We start from the raw sequence: 20101 nt of genomic DNA, 5'->3' as shown, positions 1-20101 counted from the left end.
AAAGTGCGTCAAGTCATAGTTCGCGAGCGACAAAGCGCACAATATCGCAATACTTATGGAAGACGCTTGTCCGCCTGAAAGTCTCTGGCTTTCGGGGAGTGCGTTCAGTGGACATTGCGCTGGGCCGCCATGCCGTTCTCGTCGGTCCAATAGCGGCAATTGATCAGAATAGGCCAGCGCGGCCCGCGGTAGAGTCTCCCGTGAAGCGCTCAATGTTTGCGCTGCTAGTAATAGATGCCGGGACATCGACGTTTTCCACGACAATAAATTGCTTTGACGGACCAGCTTCAGCGAGGTGTTCGTAAAAGAAATCCTTGAGTGAAGTATTGGCCAGCTCTTGTTCGTCTTGCGATAGCTCGCCTGCGTCGGAATGAATTGGATCTCGATAAGTTAGTAAGGGTGTGTCAAGAATAACAAATCCCGGGTGAGGAAGATCGCGTTCTTGGCAGAACAACAATAGGGCAACCTTGAAGGCGGCGTGCGTAATCGCTCGAACGCCCTTGCCGTTGTCACGGCGATTTTTGCCGTCGATTCGTAAATCGTACGTAACGTCGTCGAACGAAACGTGACGATTTCCAGGGAATTGCCAAGCTTCCAAGACGCGGCTAACGACTTGTGCGAAATCATGAGAGGTCGACGTCGGCACGCCAAGTCGCGGTCGCTCGGCTTTAGGTGTCGGCTTGAGTGCGGTTAATTCATCTCGCCGTAAGCTAAGGTTCTTACGCTGCTCAAGCAGCGTTAGGCCATTGCGAACTTGGTCTCTTACGGACATTAGCTCAGCCAATTGCTGTTCGGCTTGGTTGGCTTTCGGTGCGAGTTGATTCAGCTGCATTTCCGTAGCCTGAAGCTCACTATCCAACTCAGTTAATTTGGCCTGTGTCCGTATGCCCTCTGCGCCCAAATTTGCGACTGTCTCGGCAAGATCAACCCGCTGACGATCGATTTTATCGATCTCGATCTTCGCAGCGTCGGTCGCGTTCTGGATATCGTGTAAGCTGTGAACGTGCTTTTGAGCGTCTGCTGGAGCTCCACAGAGCGGGCACTCCTTGCCTTCTCCCAAGGTCAACAAAAATCCCGCTTCTTCAACTGCCTCAAGACGCTCGATATCCGAGCGGTAAACCTCTTCGAGTTGCTCGAAACGGCCAAGATTAATGGCGATTTGTTCTCGTCGTTGTTCAAATCGTGAAATCGACTGAGCGATTTCGCGCTTTCTTGCCAAATGCGATCGTATTGATTGCTGTGCAAGTTGCAGTTGTTCTTGAGCGGCCGCCCACGTACGTTCAATCCGTTCGTACTGTGCAGGCAATTCCTCGGCCTGGGAATAATCTGCCGTCAATTCCTCGTTCACTGCATTCAACATTTCATCCACAACTTCCAACTTCGCTGCTGTGGATGTTCGGAAGGACTTTCGATCCAATACAGGAACGATCGCGCTATCGTCAGCGCCTGTTGTCAGTAGCTTGAAGACACTCCGTTCTGCCGTAGAGGTGGCATACTGTCCGGATTCGGCCGGAGATGTTTCTGCCTGAATTGCAGTTTCGTCGGTGATGCAGAATCTCGCCAAATCGCGAAAGCTTAGACTTCGCTTCTTTCCATTCACATCAATCGCGATGAACTTCGAACCTAAGCCAATCTCATTTAAAAGAAACTGCGAGACGTTGTCAGGGCTCGCATGATCATGTCGGGCAGATAGATGGCGGCCATTACTCTTGCGTTGCTTGATGAGATCGATATCTCCACCATGCAATTCAAGTGCTCCGCCGGCGAGTGCGCGCATGAGTGTGACATCCCCGCTAACCGCTCCGTTGATCGCGAGCCAAGCCCGGTCAAAAGTCCTCCTTTCAGAAATGTCGGGAAGAAGGCGTGAACTACCCAGCAAAAAATCAATGGTCTTGACCGCAAACGATTTGCCTGCGTTTGAAGCGCCGTAGAGCACATTGAGGCCCGGCTGCAATGTCCAGCTGACCGAAGACGTGTCGGTGCCTGTGAACAGTAGTTCATTGAGGGTCAGGTTTTGATATGTCACGGCAAGTGCAACCCTGAAGTCAATTCGGGGAGGGGTTCTGGTGTTGAAATTCCACGGTCCAACGACCGATGCGCTCGATGATCAAGTCGCGAACAGCCCCATCGGGAACTGAGGATAAATACTCGGCAAGCCATTTTGCTCGATCTTTAAGAGCGCGCGCATATGTTGACCTCATCGAGTCAATAATTGCTGTAGCTTCCTCGCGCGCTTGATAAACTATGCCCTGCGGGGTCGTTGACGCGTCAATTAGGTGTAGTTGCCGCATCAGTTTCAAACCATCTTCAACAATTCGCCGCCGTATCAGGAGTTCACCTGTACGCTGAGGAATATCAGGGTGTAAGCTCGCTGGTCCGCCAATGTCTTGCGTGTGAACAACAAGATGGTCAAACCAGGTCAGATGCGCGAGGTCGAATGCCTTTGGATAGAGAGCGTCGAGCACTACAGTTGCCCGAATCCCCGTTTCCAGAGGGCTGTTGAAAAGCGTGACCTCTCGGCGTCCGTCATCGCTCACGATTTCAGCCATTTGATCTCACCTTCGTTTACGAATTGATGGCAAATGCCTTGCCTTACTGGAGGGCCAGCATACTTGGCCAAAGCGCCCGAAGGTTGGAGGTTTGCTGCTTGAACCATGACGGCATTCGCACGAGCTAGTGAATCTTGATGATGAGCACGGTGCACATCGATTACCCCATGCCGGACTTCTCGCCTAAGTAACTTAATTTCCTCATCCATCGTGTTGTCGCGGTAGAAGCGCGTAAACGCGTCGGCATCGAAGAAGCGTTCCCGTTGGAGCATCAGGTGCTCATCATGACTAGCGTGCGCCTTCAGGCTAGCGTAATCCGCAAATACGGTCGCTTCACGTTCGCCGTATGCTGCGAGTAGTTCGCCAATGTAAGGCATCTCGCGAGACTCGATTGTTACCGGTACTTGCCCAGCCGGCGGTGGGCCGGGATCGGCGCCAAAATATACGTATAGCGCAGGTCTGATCACGGGATCGGCGAGAATTTCATCGAGCGAAATCGCGGTGATACAAGAAAAGTCCCACTCCTCGATGAACGCCTTCAAGTCAGCATCGAGTGGGATCGTTTTCTTGTCGATAATCTTCGTGGCGCAATGTTCGTCCCACGTTGCGAACAGTTCATCGCGGAACAGGTTGGGATTAGCGATGAGCTTCTTCAGGTTTCGATTCACCCCCCGCGGTGCTACGAAGAAATAGGCGGTTGGACGTGTGAACTCGCCCTTGAAGCTATAATAAAGTAGCTTTCCTATTTCATTCAGGCCCACTCCTGTTTGGAGGGTCTTTCCATACTGCTTGCATTGGTAGTTGTGCCAGGATCCTTCGTGGCGCTCCTTTGTATGGAAGCCAACGACATCACGCCCCATATCGCCGGTGCCTCTGAATAACTGCACAGACAGATATTCCGGCTTCTTCTTGGCCCACTCTGTGACAAACGTCTCAAGCTCATCGTCGTCGAGCGCAAGAATGAGGCGATCGTAACGGGGCGGTCGATAGGGCATAATGCGTTGCTCTGAAATCGAACGAAGCAATCGAGGGTTGTTTTGTCTAGGTTTTTTCCCGCTCTGAGGCAACATCCTTGTTCAATTGTCTGGGGATTTGCGTCCCGAAGATGCGATTGCGCGGAGGATGCATCATCATATAGTCGGCGCGACCGGCGATGACCCTAATCGCTCAGGAGCTCCCGCTGCTCAGACTAGAGCCGCCGAATCAACTCACCGAATTGGCGATCGACTTGGCTTGCTACTGCCCGCGGATCATTGGCTCCGTTGATCGTCCAGTTATTAGTGATCGTGGTCGGGCCGTCGGCCGTGCTGCCCTCGCTAGAACTCGCAACAGCCGACGCGCCATCCGAGGTCAGGCGCCGCAGCTTGTCGTTGGACTCGATGCGGCCAGAGATGCCGGGCACAAAAAGCTCGGGGCCACGTTCGCCGACAAGGTACGGTTTGCCAAAGGTCACGGGACCACCCAAGGCGCGAGCACCGGCAATCGGGGCCGGGCTCGCATTCACCGGGCTCTTGCCGCCGCCGGTAAAGATGCCCTTGATTGCGCTGCCAAGACTCATGCCCTTGTCGATGGCCGAACCGAAGAAGCCGATCAGGCTTTGGATCGCGGAGACGACCTTGTTCACGCCCTCCGCTGCCGCGCCGCCAACCGCCGCGCCCCACTCGCGCCAGCTCGCAGACCACCCACTGCGACGCCACACCTGATCGTCACGCCGAGAGCCTCACGCTACGGACGCCCTAGACTAAACAAGTGCTCTGCTGGTTCGCCAAGGCCGCAATGCACCCACACCTCGATGTGCGGCAATTCCGGTAATCCCACTGCCGCATTGTTGACGCGCTCAATGACCCGATCCATCGGCGGCTCTCCGTAGATCAAGGAGATTGACCGCTCGTAGCCGACCACGCGGCGAAAAAGTCGGAGTGTATTGAGATCCTTTTTAATTCCAGTAGCGTTCGCCATCATTGATTTGACTTCAATAACCGCGTGATTGAATCCCATATTCCCTGGGCCATGGACCAATAAGTCGGGCTTATATCGGCTTGCGCCCAGCGGGCCGAGACGAGGGTGGCCCGCCTTATCGACTTCGCCATTCAATCGAAACGGTCCATCGTCAGGCCATTCCAACCGCATTTGATGGTAGAGCTCATAACAATAAACGCGCTCACGATAGACGGCCGGCCCACCATCGATGGGCAAGCGGATATACTCTGGTCTAATGCCGGCTGTCACCCGACCCAGTAAGCGCGATAGTTCATCCATGAAAAGCGGCACCCTCTGCATTATCCTGCCCTGGCATTTCAACCACGGAGCGCTCGCGATCATCGAACGCGGCGCGAAAAAAGACGCAGCCCAACTCGTCGCTTAAGACACGCCAGCGTTCGCGGAACTTACGTTCGTGGGGGGCTTGAACTCAAATACACTCACAACATCACTAGCGGCCAATTTTCGCTCGGCCTGCCGCTCGAGCCGATCCCACTCAAAACTAACGGGCTGCGCCGCCAAATCGCCTACCGTTTCCGTCCGGATATGCGTCACTCAAATGTAACGCAAATCAACTCCGCCGCCTCCACTGATAAGCTTTCTGCGAAAACCTTATCAGTGCGCGCATCAACGGGATGAACGGCGCGTAATTGGTCATAAGCTATGCCAGATCTTGGTTTTTCCCCTGTCACGATCGCGGCCACCGGCTAAGCTGGATCAACCGTCGTGAATGGTTTAGGTTTGATCGTTTGTTGGTAGGAACACCGAATGGTCGAGCCCAGGGAGCTTCGAGATTTCTTTATCAGCTTCAACCGCGCCGACCGGGAAAGCGCGAAATGGATCGCCTACGTCATTGAAGAACACGGCTACAAAGTCTACTTTCAAGATTGGGATTTCCGAGGCAATTTCGTTGAGCACATGGATCGTGCGCACCGTACCTGTCAACGAACAATCGCGGTTCTTTCAGATCATTACTTCGGATCGGCCTTCACGCTAGGTGAATGGACAGCGCGATATGCGCAAGACCCCGCGTCGCGCGAAGATCGTATCATTCCCGTTCGGATCGGTTCGTTGACGGACGCTGGCATATTGGGCCCAATTCAATGCGCCGACTTGACAAACTGTGATGAAGACGAGGCCGAAAATCGTTTGATGGATCGCATCATGCGGGCCCTGGATCCAACTTACAGATCAAAGCCGAAAGATCGTCCCCCCTTCCCTCCAAAAACTTCACCTTCGTCGCGCAGCAAGTCCAAAACCAAGCTAACACAGACAAGCTCTTCCCCGCTAAAGGCGAAGAAAGAACCGGTCACGGTTGAGTCACCGGCCGACAACAATAGTCGGAAATTCTCCGAAAGCATCCGCAGACGGATGGCCCAGCTGAACCGAGCCATTGAAGAGCTTACGTCGGAACAATATCGCGCTATCAATCAACTCCGATTGATCAATCGGGTTCGAATTTCTGGCTGTGCAGGGTCAGGCAAGACACTTGTCGCAACCGAGAAAGCAATCCGTCTCGCGCGCGGCGGCGTCAAGACACTCTTGATGTGCCATAACCCGACGTTAGCGGAGCATCTACGCACGTTAGTATTGGGAACAGATGTCGACGTGACCTCGTTTCAAGATTGGGTGGCTCGCTTCGTGCCTTATATGGACGAAGCCCCCCTGTCGTGGACGCACTACCAGGAACCCGACACCGAAACCCTTTTCCGAGCATTCGACGAAATCGTGCATCAAGGCATCACGTACGCCGCCATTATCGTCGACGAGGGGCAAGATTTCCGCGAGGAATGGTGGCCTCTTCTCGATGCTGCGCTGGAAAATCACGAACGCAGTATTCTCTACGTTTTCCACGATGATCATCAAGCGCTATTGCCATACAGGTCACGCTATTCGGTCGACAATCCCGTCATTGACCTCTCCAGAAACTGCCGCAACGCTGCCGAAATCTATAAAGTGCTGAGGGTCTTCCGACCCCAGAGTCCGGAGCCTGAGATTCGACTGCAGAACCACGGAATGGTTCTCGCTCATGGGTTTCGTAGCGGCGAAGAGCGCGGAGCTACAGCAAATGTAATGGGACGAATCCTCCAGGCCGGTTACGATACAGGAATGGTCGCGCTGGTCGGAGGGCCACGGGATCTACAGACCTCGCCGTTCCGAAACTTAACCGTGCCAGTACGTCTCACCGAGGCATGGCAAGATAGCGTCCGACGCTATTTGCTCGATGCTGGTAGTGTCTATCCGGCCCGGGGAGAGACGGTTGCTGAACAGTCAGAACGATCACTGCAAAGAAATTTGGCAGATCTGAGTGACGAGCCACATCCAAACGCTGCGGATGTGAGCCTCGTCTGCCGTCTCGCAAGGCAGATCAATATCCCCATCGCGACAGGAAAATATCAGCATCGGATGATGACCGCGGCTGGTCACGCGGGCTGGTCTGTTGAGTCAGGAAAACTGCGCCTTCGGTTCAGTCAAAGAGAACCGAAGCCAAAACCCTATGAAATTGCGTTATTTTTTGCGAAGGATGATTGGGCTGAAAAACTACCGAAGCCCCGTTGTTTTCAGTTTACGCAAGAGCCCGGCGCACTCGGCAAAGACAAGATTCGGATCATGAACGTCGCCTCATTCAAGGGCCTTGAGGCTGATGGCGCCCTCCTTCTGTTCAGCGACTACAACTCAAGCTTCGTAACTGACCTTTACGTCGCTCTGTCGCGAGCCCGCAGAGTCGTTGCCCTCCTCATGAACCAAGATCGGGTACACCTGCTTCCACACCCACTGCGGTCGATCTTTGCATGAATGTGCCATGCTATGCTCTCTCTTGCATTCAACACATTTCTCATCGGCTCCGGCGCCCGGCTAAGTAAAGCCGATACGCTTCGTTAGTGCATAAGCGACACCGATTTTCTCCCTTATCGGTGTCGAAGGCTGATCTCTGCCGGCTCTTGGACCGTCGTCGGAAAGTTGAAGCCGCAAGACGCGGGTGTGGGCAGCGACGCCCAGCGAATCTCGTAGCTCTGGCTGTGTCTCTGAGACTGGGACCATTAACGAGCTACTGATATAGAGAGAAAAGCAGCTTAAGGGTTTCTGCAGTTTTGACTGAAGAGTCGGCAGCCGAACCGTGTTAGAGCCGGCGATCATGTATTCAGGTCGATTAGCCTATAATGACCGCAGATGACGATCCGCCCGCCCACAGAAATGGCGAGCGGATCGCTTATCACGATTTTCCGATGGCAGGTTATTTCGAAGACAACGCACCATTACGCTCGGATTAATTCAGAGGAACTCCCAAGAAGGTTGCGAAGGATCGTTCGTGCAATGATGGTGGGACCGGAGCGCATATCGGAAATAACCAGTGTCCGCTCTCTTTGATTATTGGCTGTGCGAGGTCCACCATGAACGGCTCTTTTTGAGTCTTGTCGCCTAGCGAGAACCACACGTAACACTTTTCCTCTGATGTGGACCGATCGAGGTGCTCGACTATCAAGCCACGCTCGAATTCGGGACCCACTAAGCGTAGAGCGCCTCCTACTATATAGTCAATGATCGCTCCTACTCCACTCCAGCTGCTCTCCACGACGCTCATATCAAGATTGGCACGATAGAGCTTGGACAACTCGATTGAACGCGACATTTCCGATCTCTTCAGCTTGAGTTCAATCCGATGCCCCGCGAGTTCTTGCAATTTGTCTTCGGCCAGCCCCTCGTCCAGGTGCTTAGCCTCAGGACCGAAGCAGAGCCATGTTTTCCTTCCAATGTCTTCAGACAATAGGAAGCCAGACTCTTGCAAGGCGAAGAGGACTACCAGTCGGATTCGATCCGGCAATCGACGCGACTGGCAGCTTCGTGAATGCATCCGCAAATCGAAGCTGAACTGATAAGATTATATTTTGTTGCATTGAAAGGCTGAGCGATTAGAATCTCGTCAGTCGGTTTGATCGAGATGGCAGGCAAGCAAGCCAAAATTCTCTCTGCTCAAGCGGCGCGAGACTTAGTTCTCTTCGCCGAAACGACGAGACACCCGGATAGAAATCGCGTTATCGTCTTATTGTCGCTGAAGGCTGGCTTGCGCGCGGCTGAAATCGCCAAGTTGACTTGGGATATGGTCGAGACCGCCGATGGTGACATCGGCGCAACGATCGAGCTACGAGACGCCATCGCGAAGAAAAGACATGGTCGCCGCGTCCCGATTCAAAGCGACTTGCGTAAGGCGCTGATCGTTTGGCGCAAGAGATCGCAGGGTGAAGGACCGGTCATTCGATCCGAGCGCGGCGGTCCTATGACGCCGCTAAGCATCGTGGTCTGGTTTAATCGCGTGTTCCGCGCAACCGGACTAGACGGCTGCTCATCTCATTCCGGACGTCGAACTTTCATCACGCGCGCAGCTCGTTTGGTCCATGAAGCCGGCGGCTCGCTCAGGGATGTCCAACTCCTGGCAGGCCACTCTTCGATTCAGACAACGCAGCGATATATCGACGGCGACAGTGATGCACAAAGGAGACTGGTATCCCTGATCTAGGAAAATCGACGAGTCCGGTCTTGGTGCGGAACAAGCCGCGCGAGGACCCCACTGCTTTCGCGATAAGGCTCGTCGAAGCGATCGCACGAGAGACCGCCAGATGGTCGAGATCAGGCCAAGTGACCGTCGCTTCACCTGATCCCGCCTTACGTCAAATCGTCCGATCCAAGGATACACCAGCCCTGTTCGACTGGATGGTCGAGACCTTCAACTTTCAGGGAATCTCCGACGGTGCCGCTGCGTCTTATCTTGCGGCTCACGGCAGTATCACGTGGCATCAGATCAATGCTGAGATTGGCCACGATTCGGCCTGTTCGCTCCTGAGGAGCTACTGGACTTACGAGGGCTGCCGGTACGATAAGACCAAGCGAACATGTAGTCACCGGCGTCACTTTCGCGGGTGTCCAGTCCCTACTCATCCCTTGAGAAACGGCCGCCTCAACCAAACCGCATTCAGCTTCTTCCTTTTCATCAGAGATCTAGCTGGATCAAATCTCTTCGGGTGGATCGATGACCAGCTCGCAACCGCGACCGACCTTGGCAATTTGTCCGCACAAGAGTCGCTGATCGGACCGATGCGCCAGGTATTCGGCGTATCGGACAAGGTCCTCACCATGACGCTTTCATCGGTGCTGATGGCCGACCGAAAACGCCGGCCCGACTGGTTTGATGTCGGCAGCCAGATGGTCGTCATCGACCGCCTTGTCCATCATCTGCTCGTCCGCACCGGGATCCTGGCAAGGTTTGGCGCGAGCCACGGTTACGGCCAACGCTGCTACGGCGAGAACGGCTGCGCCGATATCTTGCGGCGCGTCGCGGCCGAGATCGACGCGCGGCAATTCGATGCCAGCTTTCCCGCGAATTTTCCGCGTTTTATTCAACATGCGCTTTGGCAGTACTGCGCCGGCAGCGGCCTAAACATCTGCAACGGCAACAATATTGATGATCGTAAGTCTTGCGAGCACAATTCGTGTAATGTCTATAGTATTTGCGGCAGAAATGCCTTAAAGATGAAGTAATTATTGTATAAATAGAAGTTATATAGACTAAAATAAAGTATTGATTTGATTGATATTTTCGCAAAATTGACAGAATATACTTCTGCGAGACTGAATATTTATGTCTCGTGATCTTCAGAACGAGGAGACAGACAGATGCCAAAACCTAGATTGTCCGGGCCTTCCCGGAGCCAGAATGGATCGGTCGTCGCAGCAAGGGCCCCTAATCGGGGCCCTTCTGCTTTTGAGGGAGGCCCTGATGACCAAGCCTAAATCTTCCAAACCGTCCGCCCCTTTGAGCCCCACGGTCATTGTCTACGGCCTGGATCCGGCCGGTAAGCCGAAGGCCGGCCGATTTCCAGGGAAACACGCCAACCTGGCGAGGAAAGCCGCACTGGTGTTGAAGCTGGCGGTCTGCAACGTCAATCGGCCCAAGCTAATCGAGATCGCCTCCAAGATCCCGGTTGGCCGCCTTCATGCTCAGGGCAAGGCCTTCCTGCCGTTCATCAAACGCGAGCTGTACGATGAGCTCGCAACTGCGGTCTCGCCGACTGCACGAACCGCCAATACAAAAGCGGGCCCAAAGGTGACAGCCGAGGCGACAAGAACGAGTGCCAAAGTCTATGTCATTCTCGGCTTTGACGAGCGCCTCAAACCGCGGGGCGCGAGGTACCTGAGCCGGAACGAGGATCAGCTGGTCAGTGCCGCGGCGGAAATGAACTTGTGTCTCTATGAAATGCGGTCCGCCGATCTGATCAGCTGGGTCCAGCCGCTTCCCGTTGGCAAACTTCCGCTGGCCGGCCGCGGCGCCGTGCCCGAGATCCGCCAAGCCCTCTACAGCGAGCTCGTCTCGTGGATAGCGGTGGAGGCGGACGCTGTGCCGTGTGGCAAGGTGGACGGGCCCTTGCCGGCTCAGAAGGGACCTCCCGAAAGCTGGGAGACCATCGGACCCGGGCATCTCGTGGTCGCCCAGGAATCCCAGGAGCACGGCTGGGCAGAGGCGGTCGTCGTGGAGCGGAAAGATGACCTCCTAACCCTCCGCTACCGTGACTATCCGAAAGTACCGCGGTTCTACAGGCACCACCGAGCCGTTGCACTTCTAAGTCCGTCGGCCACGAAACTTTGAACTAGATCGCTCTCCAATGGCGCGGCTTCGGCCACGCCATTCTTTCATCTCACATCCCAAAATCTTGCATCTGATAGGAGCAAGCCATGTCTAACGACAAGGCGCGGATTCGCGCGCTCAATGATGACCTACGCCGCCATCTGCTAGGTGGAGGCGCCGTCATGACGGCCGGGATTGCCTCGCTCGGCGCTGAAGCAGTCCTGCGGCTGGTCCAGACCATCGCCGTATTCGACGACTTCTGTACCGAAAATGACCCGCACAGTGAGCATGATTTTGGCGCCTTTGATTTCGAAGGAGCCAGAGTCTTTTTCAAGATTGACTACTACAACCTGTCAATGACCGGACACTCGCCCAATCCAGCGGACCCGACGGTCACGGAGCGCGTGATCACGTTAATGTTGGCTGAAGAGTACTAGTACTGAATCAATCGTCCTTGTTCGCCATCATGCGCTTGATGGCTTCCCGAGGATCGAAACCAATTGCTTCGGCAAGAGCAATCAATTGCACAACGTCTACCTTCCTCTGGCCGGTCTCAATCGAGGCAACAAATGACTGGTACCGCTTTAGCTTCGCGGCAACAGCGGCCTGCGTGAGGCCGGCCTTCTTTCTCTTTTCAATCAGAAACAGCCGAAGCGCGTCGTGCCGCGTCGACTGCAAGGTACGTGACATGGGTCCGCCCACCGAACAGTGGGGCGAACAGATAATCCCGCTTCCGGATAATCTAAAAAACGGATAATATCCGAAAATTAGATATTCCCGACTGCGCTTCACGCCGTTTCGCTTTCCACATCGGACGCTGTCGAAGGGTTGTCCGAACATTCCAAGTGGCACCACCCTCCAATCCTGCATTGCGGCACGGTGATGTATTTAGAAAGGCGTATCGATGTCTGTGAATTCTCGAGTTTTCCTCCGTAGGCTATTTGGACTTTTTGCCCTGGCTTTAGCCGTTCCGCCGGCTACCGCGCATGCACAATTGCCGCCTGACCTCGTTCGTCGGTTCGACCGGACCATAAATTCGGTCATCGGCCAGGGGCCAATCAATCCCGTCGGGAGCGGCTACCAACGACCGAGCTCGTCTGCATCGACAAAGCGCTCCAGAGCAGCGGCTCCAGCCTTTCCCTGATCATCCCAAACCTGCAGCCGACTGATCCGAGGCTTGCCGAAATCCGCAACCGTTGCCGATCGGCCAACGGTTCGCCACCACCGGAAGGCCTCGTTCCCCTCCCCAAGCCCTCCGCCTATGCCGTCGACGGCCTTGCGCTAGGCACGAAAGTCGCGTTCCAAAGCTCGGCTTATGCTCAGTACGACTGCCAAGACAGCAATGCGTTCCCAGGATTTACCTGGTGCCAAAAGGCCAAGCGAGAACCCGGCCCGAAGGAGCCAGTTACGGCCGCAACCTCGATCCTCCATGCAGCAGACGGCACGGCGGTTTACATCAATCGGTTCTTGAAGCCTGGCTTCTTGAGCGAACCCGACGCTGAAGCCGAGATTGTGCGCCTCGCGGCCAAGTACGGGCCGGCCGACGTCCGGCGCGCGACCGATCCTGCCACGGCCGCCAAGGCCGTCATTGCAACGTTCGGCGAGCTCACTCTGACGCCGCTGACCGAACCAGAGCTTCAGCTTGCAGCCGCCGGCCGACTGCCGCGCGACCGAATTCCGTTCGACTTTTTCGGAGATTTCCGGCGATCCGCGCAGAATAGCCTGGCGGTCTTCTGGATTCACGGCGGCAGCGGCTACGTCTGGTCTGCCAGTTTCGATCAGAATGGGCGAGGCCATCTCCGCTTTGCGGCCGTCGATGCCAGATCATTCACCAGGCAGATTCCGCCAGTCGACCAGACGACTGTCGAGTCAAAGGCCGATACCGGAGGCACTTCGCCGCCACCATCGAATGGGATCGTCAGGGAAGCCGACAATTCTCGGTCAGCGTCAACTCAGACCGCAGAGCCGTTCTATCTCGGTCCATCAGTCCGGATCCGATCAAGGACTGTGATTGGTACCCTCGCCTCATCCGACGCTATCTTTGAACCACCCGTTGTTCTCGCATGACGAAGTCGAGACCGGCTACTGGAAATCAATCGACGATTTAGATCCGGATCATTCGGGCAAGCAGTGGATTATTGGCCACCTTCCTCCCGAAGCCCGTGCGCCTCAATTCACCTCGGAAATCGACAACGAAACGGCGGCGAAAGCAGAGGCCAACCTTCGAGTTTGCCTGCAGAAGCTGGCCGCCACGAACGCTCACGCTCTGGCTGCGGTCAAGCGGATTCTCATCCCCAATCTGAATGCCGATTGTTTCGACCTCGCACATTCCGATTCCGACGGCCACTGGGCTCCGACCAGCGAAAGGCCACAACAACGGCAATTCCAGCTCCGGTGCATCGGCTCGACGCGGATCGACACCACCAGAACGGACAAATCGTCCGAAAACTTTCTGATGTTGACCATGGCGGAGGAGCGGCCAACCTTGAAAGCTCTGCTCGATCAAGCGGACCAGACGCTTCAGACCGAGATTGCGGCAAAACAGGACGAGCTGCGGAGACTAGACAACAAGAAGACCGAGGATCGCCTTCGCCTCGAAGCGATTGAACTGACAAAGAAGCAAGTTCTGATCGACCAAGCGGCGGCCAGCCAGAAAGCCGCGCAAGCGCGGTTAGAGGAATTGCGCCAAATCGCGGCAACGAAGGGTCCCGAGTATGCAAACAAGCATGAAACCGAATGGTCCGTCTCTTCCAAGCTCGACCAAATGAACGACAAGCGGACTCTGACGGCGTTTTCGAGGCAAGGCGGGTCCGGCGTCATCGCAGAAGTGAAGATCGTCTGTGCCGCCTCGCGTCTCTCTATTACCGCATTGATCGTCGATGAAGCCGGCAAACCCACCGTGGAGCTGCCAACCTTGGGCGGAAGGCCGGACAACGCGGTCATTGGCCAAGTCCGCGTCAATGATGACGCCCCGACCCCAGGCTGGTTCTTGCCAGCGAACGGCTTCCGGAATGAGCTAAGCATTTTCCGACCGGAATGAATCGGGTGGGGATTCCCAAAACGGCGCGAGTCAGATTCAAGCTGCATGCTGGCGAAGGAGGTCAGCATGCATGACCAGGGCGCTTTCGGTTGATCTTCGCCAAAGGGTGGTAGCCGCGATCGACGGCGGCTTGTCCTGTCGACAGGCTGCCGAGCGCTTTGGTGTCAGCGCGGCCAGCGCGATTCGCTGGCGCAGTCGCCTCAAGGAAGTTGGCGGTATCGTTCCTAAACGCCAGGGCGGTGACCGCAAATCGCAGCGCATCGAAGCACATGCACAATTGATTTTGGACGCGGTGACAGCGAATCCGGATATCACGCTCGCCGAGTTACGCGAGCTGTTGAAACATCGCGGAATATCGGCCGGCATCGCGTCGCTCTGGCGTTTCTTCCAGCGCAGAAAGATCACACTTAAAAAAAGACAGCGCACGCCGCCGAGCAACGGCGCGGCGATATAAATGCCGCTCGTGAGGAGTGGTTCAAAGGGCAAATCGATCTTGATCCTGACCGCCTCGTCTTCATCGACGAAACCAGCGCCAACACCAAAATGGCGCGGCTTTACGGGCGCTCGCCGCGCGGCGAGCGATGTCGTGCAGCTGTCCCACACGGACATTGGAAGACGACGACATTCACCGCTGGATTGCGCTCCGACGGTCTGATCGCGCCGCTTGTTCTGGACGGTCCAATGGATGGCGACGCTTTCCTGGCCTACGTCGAACAATCGCTCGCCCCATCGCTGCGGCCGGGCGATACCGTTATCATGGACAACTTGCCCGCTCACAGGGTCCATGGCATTCGAGAGGCCATCCAGGCGGTCGGAGCAAGCCTTCTCTATCTCCCGCCCTACAGTCCAGACTTCAACCCGATCGAAATGGCCTTCTCCAAATTGAAGGCGCTGTTGCGGGCCGCGGCAGCGCGCACCATGCCCGATCTCTGGCAAGCAATCGCCAACGCTCTCAAACGCTTCTCCCCCGAGGAATGTCAAAATTATCTCGTCGCAGCTGGTTACGACGCAACGTGATCGGAAAATGCTCTAAGTATAAGCGAAGTTATTGGCGCTTCGTTGTCGGACGAGACTTCTTGGCGAATCTTCGCATCGATCCCAACGGACAAAGGCGAACTCTTCATCAAGATTCCGCTGTACGCACCGCAAATCCAGGAAGTCATCAAGAGCTGCGCGCCCTCCCGCGGATGATTAGATAGCCGCGAGTGCAGTGAAAGGCGAAGCAGTCTAACGGTGCTCCGCCTTTCAGTTGCGCGGCCCGGCCAAATTCATGATCTGAAAAAACGCCGAATTCTATCCAAGCAAAGGCTGCCGAACTGATAAGAAAAGACAACTTTCCTTATCAGTTGCGGTTTGCGAGCCCTTGCCGGGCGACAGACCGTCACGTGACGAGCGGCTAAGGACTAATCGGGTTCAATTCGGATCTGGGAATTCACGAACGAGTTTGCCATCGACCAAACCGCCGCCTTTTCCTTCTGCATCGATTTCTCGGGCTTCGCGAGCTGTCATGCCGTCCTCCACCACAAGCGGGTTACTATGATACGATCCCCACTGCTTGTGAAATGCCGCAACATCAAAGCGGCGACAATCGGCGATAACATCGCGAACCCATTGCGGCCTCAATGTACGGGCGTGCGCACCGCTTTCTCCCCCAGATATCAGCCAATCCGGCAAAGATCCGCTGGACGGCAACCGCACAGGCCCAAGCGCAGGCTCATAGGAAATGAAGCGAATAACGGCAGGCACCCTCTTTAGACGCTTCCACCGAGAATCAAACCGTGCCTGATCTTCGGCCGTTGTTCCGAGCCACACGTTGGAATACCCATGGCGCCAATCGGACGGCAGCATTTTTTCTATATTCTCTGGTCTTTTCGTAAGCACCAGCCAATCCAATTTATTGCATTTGCGGATCAAGGCGAACAAGTCGTTACGCCAAGAAGAATCAACCTGATTGTCAAAGACGTCGGCGAGCGAAGCGCAGAATACTCGCGGTGGACGGCCGTGCTCCTTTCTAAACGTGCGGGCTTGCGCATTCCACTGGACAGGCTTTTTCCAATTTTGTTCTGACGTCCGTTTGCGCTCGCCGTGCGCGCCCCATCGAACCTTTCTATATCGGTGATCCATCATTGCTTCAGCGTAACAATGGTCACATCCTGGCGAGACTTTTTGGCAGCCAATCCACGGATTGAATGTGTGATCGCACCACTCTATTTTCGAATTTTCACCCATCACAAATCTCCAAAGTTCAGAGCATCGCTCTGCCCGAGACACCGGTCACGGTCGGGCTCTTTACAAGTTTCATTTCCACCACCGATGGTGCTAAACGCGCCCATTCATCGGGCCAGCGAGGTCTCTGCGGAAACCAATCTGATAGAGAGTGGCGCATGCGGGCTTGTCGACGATCGGTGCGCAGAGTATCCACGGGAGGCTTTGCCATTCCCGCTTGTTCGAAAACGTCTCGCGCTCAGCTGAGAAACTACTGTTTCTCTGACTTTCAAGAAGAAGCAGTTTGCGATACAATTTCCGGCGAAGTTCGCTTGAAACTTCGCCTCAGCATACGCCTGAGCTTCTATTTCGCTCAACGAGGCCCCGGACCTTGTCAGGGGCGGGTATTGTTGCACAGGGCCGTGCACCGGGATGACAGAGACCCGACGACGTTCCACGCGGGGAATTCGAGGATACCAAGCGGATTGCTTGAAACGTGGGCTGAGCATCCTCTCCTTTCCCTTGCGGGCAACCAGCCGAAACCGAGCACAATGCGTTTGATCCGGGCAACTCCGCAGCTGAAATCCGCGGCATTTCTCATCACGCGTTCGATTAGCCGCCGACCAACGAATCTCTCTGGTTTTTCGCCTCATGTATCGCCGCACTCATCGCCGGAGGATCTTCGCTTTTGTGAGACTGTCTCCGGAACCCTAGGCGAAAGCGATACGCTCGACGCTAATTTAGAGCATCGCCTCAGGAGTTGTGCGGATGAAGTTCAAAACGTCGGAGCAGAAAATTGTCGAGCGAATCGCAAAGGTTCGAAACGCAGCCCGCCGAGCGTCAAAGAGTAAACGCCGGTTTGCCGACTATCGGTACCTACGGTCGGTACTGCGCGCCTATGACTATTTCTCAGACGAAAACCTGCTGCCACGCCTCAGTGAAATCTCTCCAAGCGTGCTCATGACGCCAGTACGAGCAGGCTGGCATCCATTACGGATCATCATTGACGCAACGTGCGTACAGCCAGACGTTCGTATGCGGAGCCGATGGACTCGGGCACTGGAATTCGCCGTCGCAAGCAAAATCGATCCTGATGAGCTACCCAAGTTTTTCCAAGCAAACGGCGGAATTGCGGGAACCGCTGATATGGCGAGCAAAACCCGACCGAAACGGGCTTCGCCTCGTCGCCCTTTAGATCGTGCCTTCATTTTACCTGGGCATGGTCTGGGCTTGCGGTCAAACCAGTGAGGAATCACGTCGGCGGAAAACTTGTGCCATCAGGAAATCGAGCCGGACGAACATGACGTCGTTTCGGAAAGCCGATGACGCCATCACGAGCTGCGCGAGGCTGGTCAATGTGGAGCTCCTAGGGAATCCGTACCAAGCCAAACGAAGGGATCCACATACGTGGGGGCCGCCTAGAATTCGTCGTCATCAGCCAATTCGCGCAATCTTGCGACCGCCGCGAATAGGCTTTGCAGCTCGTTGCAATAGATTCTGAGGCCCCTCTTCGACGGGTGGAAGTCCTTCTCGGTCCGGCACCAGATCCGCAAGTCTGCTCCCTTTTTGCCGTGATATCGCTGAATACTCAGCAAGACTCTATCTCCGTTTTTCCGCTTCCAAGTATCCACTATCCGGCCGTTGAGCCCTTCGAACTTGTCTTTGAACGTCCTCTTCATTCCATGTCCTCCAAAGCAGCAAGCGTGATGCTCGTTGGTGAGGAGCATTTACACAATCAAGTTGAGCTGCCGCACCGCGTCGTCCGCGAGTTCTCTTTAAGAGAACTCGCTATTTCGGTGAGGATGGTTCGCATTCAAGATGACGGGTATGGCAGCCCCGCGCGTCCGCTCCTACGCCCGGTCTAAAACTCCGATTGCGACTTGGGCAGGATTAAAATGTCATCCCAGCCGATACGCCCCGCTATCAACGCCTTCATCGAATAGTCGACCATTGAACCGTACTCGATCCGGGTTGCGCAAATGCGCTCCAATGGTCGCTCAGCTGGACAGAAGAGATCCTGCAACCGTTCGAAATCAATGCCCGGATCAAACTTACCGCGGCTAAAGGAGGACAGCACAAGGACGCCGTTGAAATGCCATCCATCATTGGCAACGACAAGCCTACGGGTGACCTTGTCGCGCTTCGGAACGGGCAGATCGGGACAACCTACGAAGATTGGCATCTGACGCTCCGCCAGCTGCGAATGCGGCCGCCTTACCTCCCGAGTCAGCAGGATTGAATACACCCGCTCGACTTCATCCCGCATGATTGCCTTTATTGCTTTTTCCTTCCCGGGAAGCTGCTTGAACATAAAGTTCAGATGCCAGTTTCGTTCGTGAAAGCGGCCTTTCCGCACGACCCAATTATGAAGAGCTTCAATCTGCGATGGCAGCAGACTGCGTCCGAGAAAATACTTCATCGCTGAACCTCTTGATGAGAGTGGACAGCGTTGATTTACAATTCTCAGGAAGCGCGAATGCGCTACTGTCTATATTGGAGATTCCATATCTGCTTATTTGATGCATGTATCAGGGGATAGAAATGAGTAGAGATAAGAAGACATAGATAGTTCATATGAAGCTTGGAAAAGCTTCATTGGTGACGCTATATCTGCGACCCTACGATTATGGCTAATCCACCCATCATAGTTGTCGCTTGAATATCGGTACAGTCCGTGCGCGGCACAGGCATAAGAAGCGTGCACGCAGCGTGCGTTGCGGCTACGGAGAACTCTGATTTTCTACAAGAAAATTAGCGTGCGACAGAGGCGTAGTAACGTTTATCGTAGTCTCCAAAATGCCCTGATCGCGATGCGCCGAAGAGTCTGCGAAGCAGCTACCGTCCTACATACGCGCATGATCGATTTCGTTTGACCGGTATTGCTCGCGGGTAACTGCAGAGAGCAAGCGATCGGCCATAGCGTTCGTAACGATTCTAAGTCCTGCCCGGATGCACCGGGACTCGACGGCAGTATCGACTACGCTTATTTACAACTACTGAGTTTGCGATGAGCCTCGCTGACAACTACCCATGACAAACTGCAGCACTTGCCCAAACTAGCGTTCTTCGTAGCCGAGCATTTGACGGAGTTGTCAAAATTTTCAGCGATTGACAATCGTGGGCGACAGCGCACCGAATATGACTGCCTCCTCACCAACCGAGGAGAATCCAATGATGGGTCGAAAGAAGTCAAAAGTTAATCTGGTCGCGATGTTGACGGCCGCGCGGGACGCCTACGATCAGGAAAGAAAGGGACATCGACAGCGGCTGGTTGAGCTGATGGTTAGCGCATATCGAATTTTTCTGCGGTTACAATCTGACTCTCGTCAACTTGCCGCTTTCTATCAGGAGGCGGGGGTAAGAACAAAACGTCGCGCAAAGCCACCCAATCCGCTTGTAGAAATAATGGCGTATATCGCAGGTGCGAAAAGCGATAGCGATCGAAAGTTGGCGCTGAAGCGGGGGAAAGTCCTCGCCTATCTGGAAGAGAAAGAGATCGCTCCTGACGAAATGTCATCCACCATCAAGAAGTATGGCGGCATCGAGAAGACTTACAGACGCGCAACAAAGAAAAGAGGAGATAAGTCACAGAGGATCGGATCTATTCCAATCTCTGAGCGCAGGCGGGAGAAGAGGAGAAAACTCGAGCAGGACATTGATGTAGCCGAACGCCCACGACAGAATGATCGATGCGTTGAGTTTTCGGTG

19 protein-coding genes are annotated in these 20101 nt (G+C 54.9%); 10 read left to right on the top strand and 9 right to left on the bottom strand.

The features are described 5' to 3' along the window. Window positions 1-163: 163 nt before the first annotated feature. From H8B02_RS04370 to H8B02_RS04350, 5 genes are all read right to left on the bottom strand, one after another. Window positions 164-2026, bottom strand: a complete 1863-nt coding sequence (locus H8B02_RS04370; RefSeq protein ID WP_229165033.1) for a coiled-coil domain-containing protein — start codon at window positions 2024-2026, stop codon at window positions 164-166. Between the two features lie 19 nt (window positions 2027-2045). After that, a complete protein-coding gene (locus H8B02_RS04365; protein ID WP_229165032.1) occupies window positions 2046-2549 on the bottom strand; it encodes an ABC-three component system middle component 2 in 504 nt (167 codons plus the stop codon). After that, window positions 2534-3544 carry an ABC-three component system protein gene (locus H8B02_RS04360; RefSeq protein WP_229165031.1) on the bottom strand — a complete coding sequence of 337 codons (1011 nt, stop codon included), beginning with the start codon at window positions 3542-3544 and terminating at the stop codon, window positions 2534-2536. Before H8B02_RS04360 ends, H8B02_RS04365 begins: the two co-directional genes overlap by 16 nt. A gap of 194 nt (window positions 3545-3738) precedes the next feature. Continuing rightward, window positions 3739-4173 carry a hypothetical protein gene (locus H8B02_RS04355; protein ID WP_229165030.1) on the bottom strand — a complete coding sequence of 145 codons (435 nt, stop codon included), beginning with the start codon at window positions 4171-4173 and terminating at the stop codon, window positions 3739-3741. A 101-nt stretch (window positions 4174-4274) separates the two neighbouring features. Next, entirely contained in the window at window positions 4275-4808 is a 534-nt protein-coding gene (locus H8B02_RS04350) for a methionyl-tRNA formyltransferase-like protein (RefSeq protein ID WP_229165029.1), read from the bottom strand. A gap of 489 nt (window positions 4809-5297) precedes the next feature. Between H8B02_RS04350 and H8B02_RS04345 the strand changes: the two genes are divergently transcribed. The 5 genes from H8B02_RS04345 to H8B02_RS04325 all read left to right on the top strand — a co-directional run bounded on the left by H8B02_RS04345 (window position 5298) and on the right by H8B02_RS04325 (window position 11585). Further along, entirely contained in the window at window positions 5298-7325 is a 2028-nt protein-coding gene (locus tag H8B02_RS04345; RefSeq protein WP_229165028.1) for a TIR domain-containing protein, read from the top strand. 1144 nt (window positions 7326-8469) lie between these two features. Beyond that, window positions 8470-9045 (top strand): tyrosine-type recombinase/integrase, encoded by a 576-nt coding sequence (locus tag H8B02_RS04340; RefSeq protein WP_229165027.1) that lies wholly within the window; start codon window positions 8470-8472, stop codon window positions 9043-9045. 119 nt (window positions 9046-9164) lie between these two features. After that, window positions 9165-10064: a hypothetical protein gene (locus H8B02_RS04335; protein ID WP_229165026.1), complete on the top strand. Its 900-nt coding sequence runs from the start codon at window positions 9165-9167 to the stop codon at window positions 10062-10064. Window positions 10065-10302: 238 nt separating this feature from the next. Continuing rightward, complete coding sequence (locus tag H8B02_RS04330; RefSeq protein WP_229165025.1) at window positions 10303-11169, top strand: hypothetical protein; 867 nt, start codon at window positions 10303-10305, stop codon at window positions 11167-11169. Between the two features lie 86 nt (window positions 11170-11255). Continuing rightward, window positions 11256-11585 (top strand): DUF3768 domain-containing protein, encoded by a 330-nt coding sequence (locus H8B02_RS04325; RefSeq protein WP_229165024.1) that lies wholly within the window; start codon window positions 11256-11258, stop codon window positions 11583-11585. 7 nt (window positions 11586-11592) lie between these two features. Here H8B02_RS04325 and H8B02_RS04320 read toward each other — a convergent pair whose 3' ends face one another. After that, window positions 11593-11838 carry a helix-turn-helix domain-containing protein gene (locus H8B02_RS04320; RefSeq protein ID WP_229165023.1) on the bottom strand — a complete coding sequence of 82 codons (246 nt, stop codon included), beginning with the start codon at window positions 11836-11838 and terminating at the stop codon, window positions 11593-11595. Window positions 11839-12630: 792 nt separating this feature from the next. On the opposite strand from H8B02_RS04320, the gene H8B02_RS04315 reads away from it, so the two are divergent. The 3 genes from H8B02_RS04315 (at window position 12631) to H8B02_RS04305 (ending at window position 15205) form a co-directional block, all read left to right on the top strand. Then, a complete protein-coding gene (locus tag H8B02_RS04315; RefSeq protein WP_229165022.1) occupies window positions 12631-13215 on the top strand; it encodes a hypothetical protein in 585 nt (194 codons plus the stop codon). After that, entirely contained in the window at window positions 13202-14188 is a 987-nt protein-coding gene (locus H8B02_RS04310; protein WP_229165021.1) for a hypothetical protein, read from the top strand. The genes H8B02_RS04315 and H8B02_RS04310 overlap by 14 nt, the downstream gene beginning before the upstream one ends. A 70-nt stretch (window positions 14189-14258) precedes the next feature. Beyond that, window positions 14259-15205 (top strand): IS630 family transposase gene (locus tag H8B02_RS04305; protein ID WP_229165020.1). Its coding sequence is split into 2 segments (ribosomal slippage): window positions 14259-14598 and window positions 14598-15205, totalling 948 coding nucleotides; the frame shifts between segments, so codons are not numbered across the junction. Window positions 15206-15601: 396 nt separating this feature from the next. Here the strand turns inward: H8B02_RS04305 and H8B02_RS04300 are convergent. Continuing rightward, window positions 15602-16417 carry a DUF5131 family protein gene (locus H8B02_RS04300; RefSeq protein WP_229165019.1) on the bottom strand — a complete coding sequence of 272 codons (816 nt, stop codon included), beginning with the start codon at window positions 16415-16417 and terminating at the stop codon, window positions 15602-15604. 744 nt (window positions 16418-17161) lie between these two features. Between H8B02_RS04300 and H8B02_RS04295 the strand changes: the two genes are divergently transcribed. Further along, window positions 17162-17641: a hypothetical protein gene (locus tag H8B02_RS04295; protein ID WP_229165018.1), complete on the top strand. Its 480-nt coding sequence runs from the start codon at window positions 17162-17164 to the stop codon at window positions 17639-17641. Between the two features lie 170 nt (window positions 17642-17811). Here H8B02_RS04295 and H8B02_RS04290 read toward each other — a convergent pair whose 3' ends face one another. Continuing rightward, window positions 17812-18072 (bottom strand): PC4/YdbC family ssDNA-binding protein, encoded by a 261-nt coding sequence (locus tag H8B02_RS04290; RefSeq protein ID WP_229165017.1) that lies wholly within the window; start codon window positions 18070-18072, stop codon window positions 17812-17814. A gap of 182 nt (window positions 18073-18254) precedes the next feature. Then, window positions 18255-18812, bottom strand: coding sequence for a hypothetical protein (locus H8B02_RS04285; protein ID WP_229165016.1), 558 nt, complete (start codon window positions 18810-18812; stop codon window positions 18255-18257). Between the two features lie 752 nt (window positions 18813-19564). Here H8B02_RS04285 and H8B02_RS04280 point away from each other — a divergent pair. After that, a partial coding sequence (locus H8B02_RS04280; RefSeq protein WP_229165015.1) for a hypothetical protein occupies window positions 19565-20101 on the top strand: 537 nt, incomplete at its 3' end.

It is taken from the genome of Bradyrhizobium altum, assembly GCF_020889705.1.
GTDB lineage: Bacteria > Pseudomonadota > Alphaproteobacteria > Rhizobiales > Xanthobacteraceae > Bradyrhizobium > Bradyrhizobium altum.
This window is presented reverse-complemented; position numbering and strand designations above follow the sequence as displayed.

Excerpts from the sequence above, each read along its gene's own strand:
- H8B02_RS04365 (WP_229165032.1), bottom strand. The coding sequence starts at position 2,549 with ATGGCTGAAATCGTGAGCGATGACGGACGCCGAGAGGTCACGCTTTTC.
- H8B02_RS04360 (WP_229165031.1), bottom strand. The coding sequence starts at position 3,544 with ATGCCCTATCGACCGCCCCGTTACGATCGCCTCATTCTTGCGCTCGAC.
- H8B02_RS04350 (WP_229165029.1), bottom strand. The coding sequence starts at position 4,808 with ATGGATGAACTATCGCGCTTACTGGGTCGGGTGACAGCCGGCATTAGA.
- H8B02_RS04345 (WP_229165028.1), top strand. The coding sequence starts at position 5,298 with ATGGTCGAGCCCAGGGAGCTTCGAGATTTCTTTATCAGCTTCAACCGC.
- H8B02_RS04340 (WP_229165027.1), top strand. The coding sequence starts at position 8,470 with ATGGCAGGCAAGCAAGCCAAAATTCTCTCTGCTCAAGCGGCGCGAGAC.
- H8B02_RS04330 (WP_229165025.1), top strand. The coding sequence starts at position 10,303 with ATGACCAAGCCTAAATCTTCCAAACCGTCCGCCCCTTTGAGCCCCACG.
- H8B02_RS04325 (WP_229165024.1), top strand. The coding sequence starts at position 11,256 with ATGTCTAACGACAAGGCGCGGATTCGCGCGCTCAATGATGACCTACGC.
- H8B02_RS04320 (WP_229165023.1), bottom strand. The coding sequence starts at position 11,838 with ATGTCACGTACCTTGCAGTCGACGCGGCACGACGCGCTTCGGCTGTTT.
- H8B02_RS04300 (WP_229165019.1), bottom strand. The coding sequence starts at position 16,417 with ATGGGTGAAAATTCGAAAATAGAGTGGTGCGATCACACATTCAATCCG.
- H8B02_RS04295 (WP_229165018.1), top strand. The coding sequence starts at position 17,162 with ATGAAGTTCAAAACGTCGGAGCAGAAAATTGTCGAGCGAATCGCAAAG.
- H8B02_RS04290 (WP_229165017.1), bottom strand. The coding sequence starts at position 18,072 with ATGAAGAGGACGTTCAAAGACAAGTTCGAAGGGCTCAACGGCCGGATA.
- H8B02_RS04285 (WP_229165016.1), bottom strand. The coding sequence starts at position 18,812 with ATGAAGTATTTTCTCGGACGCAGTCTGCTGCCATCGCAGATTGAAGCT.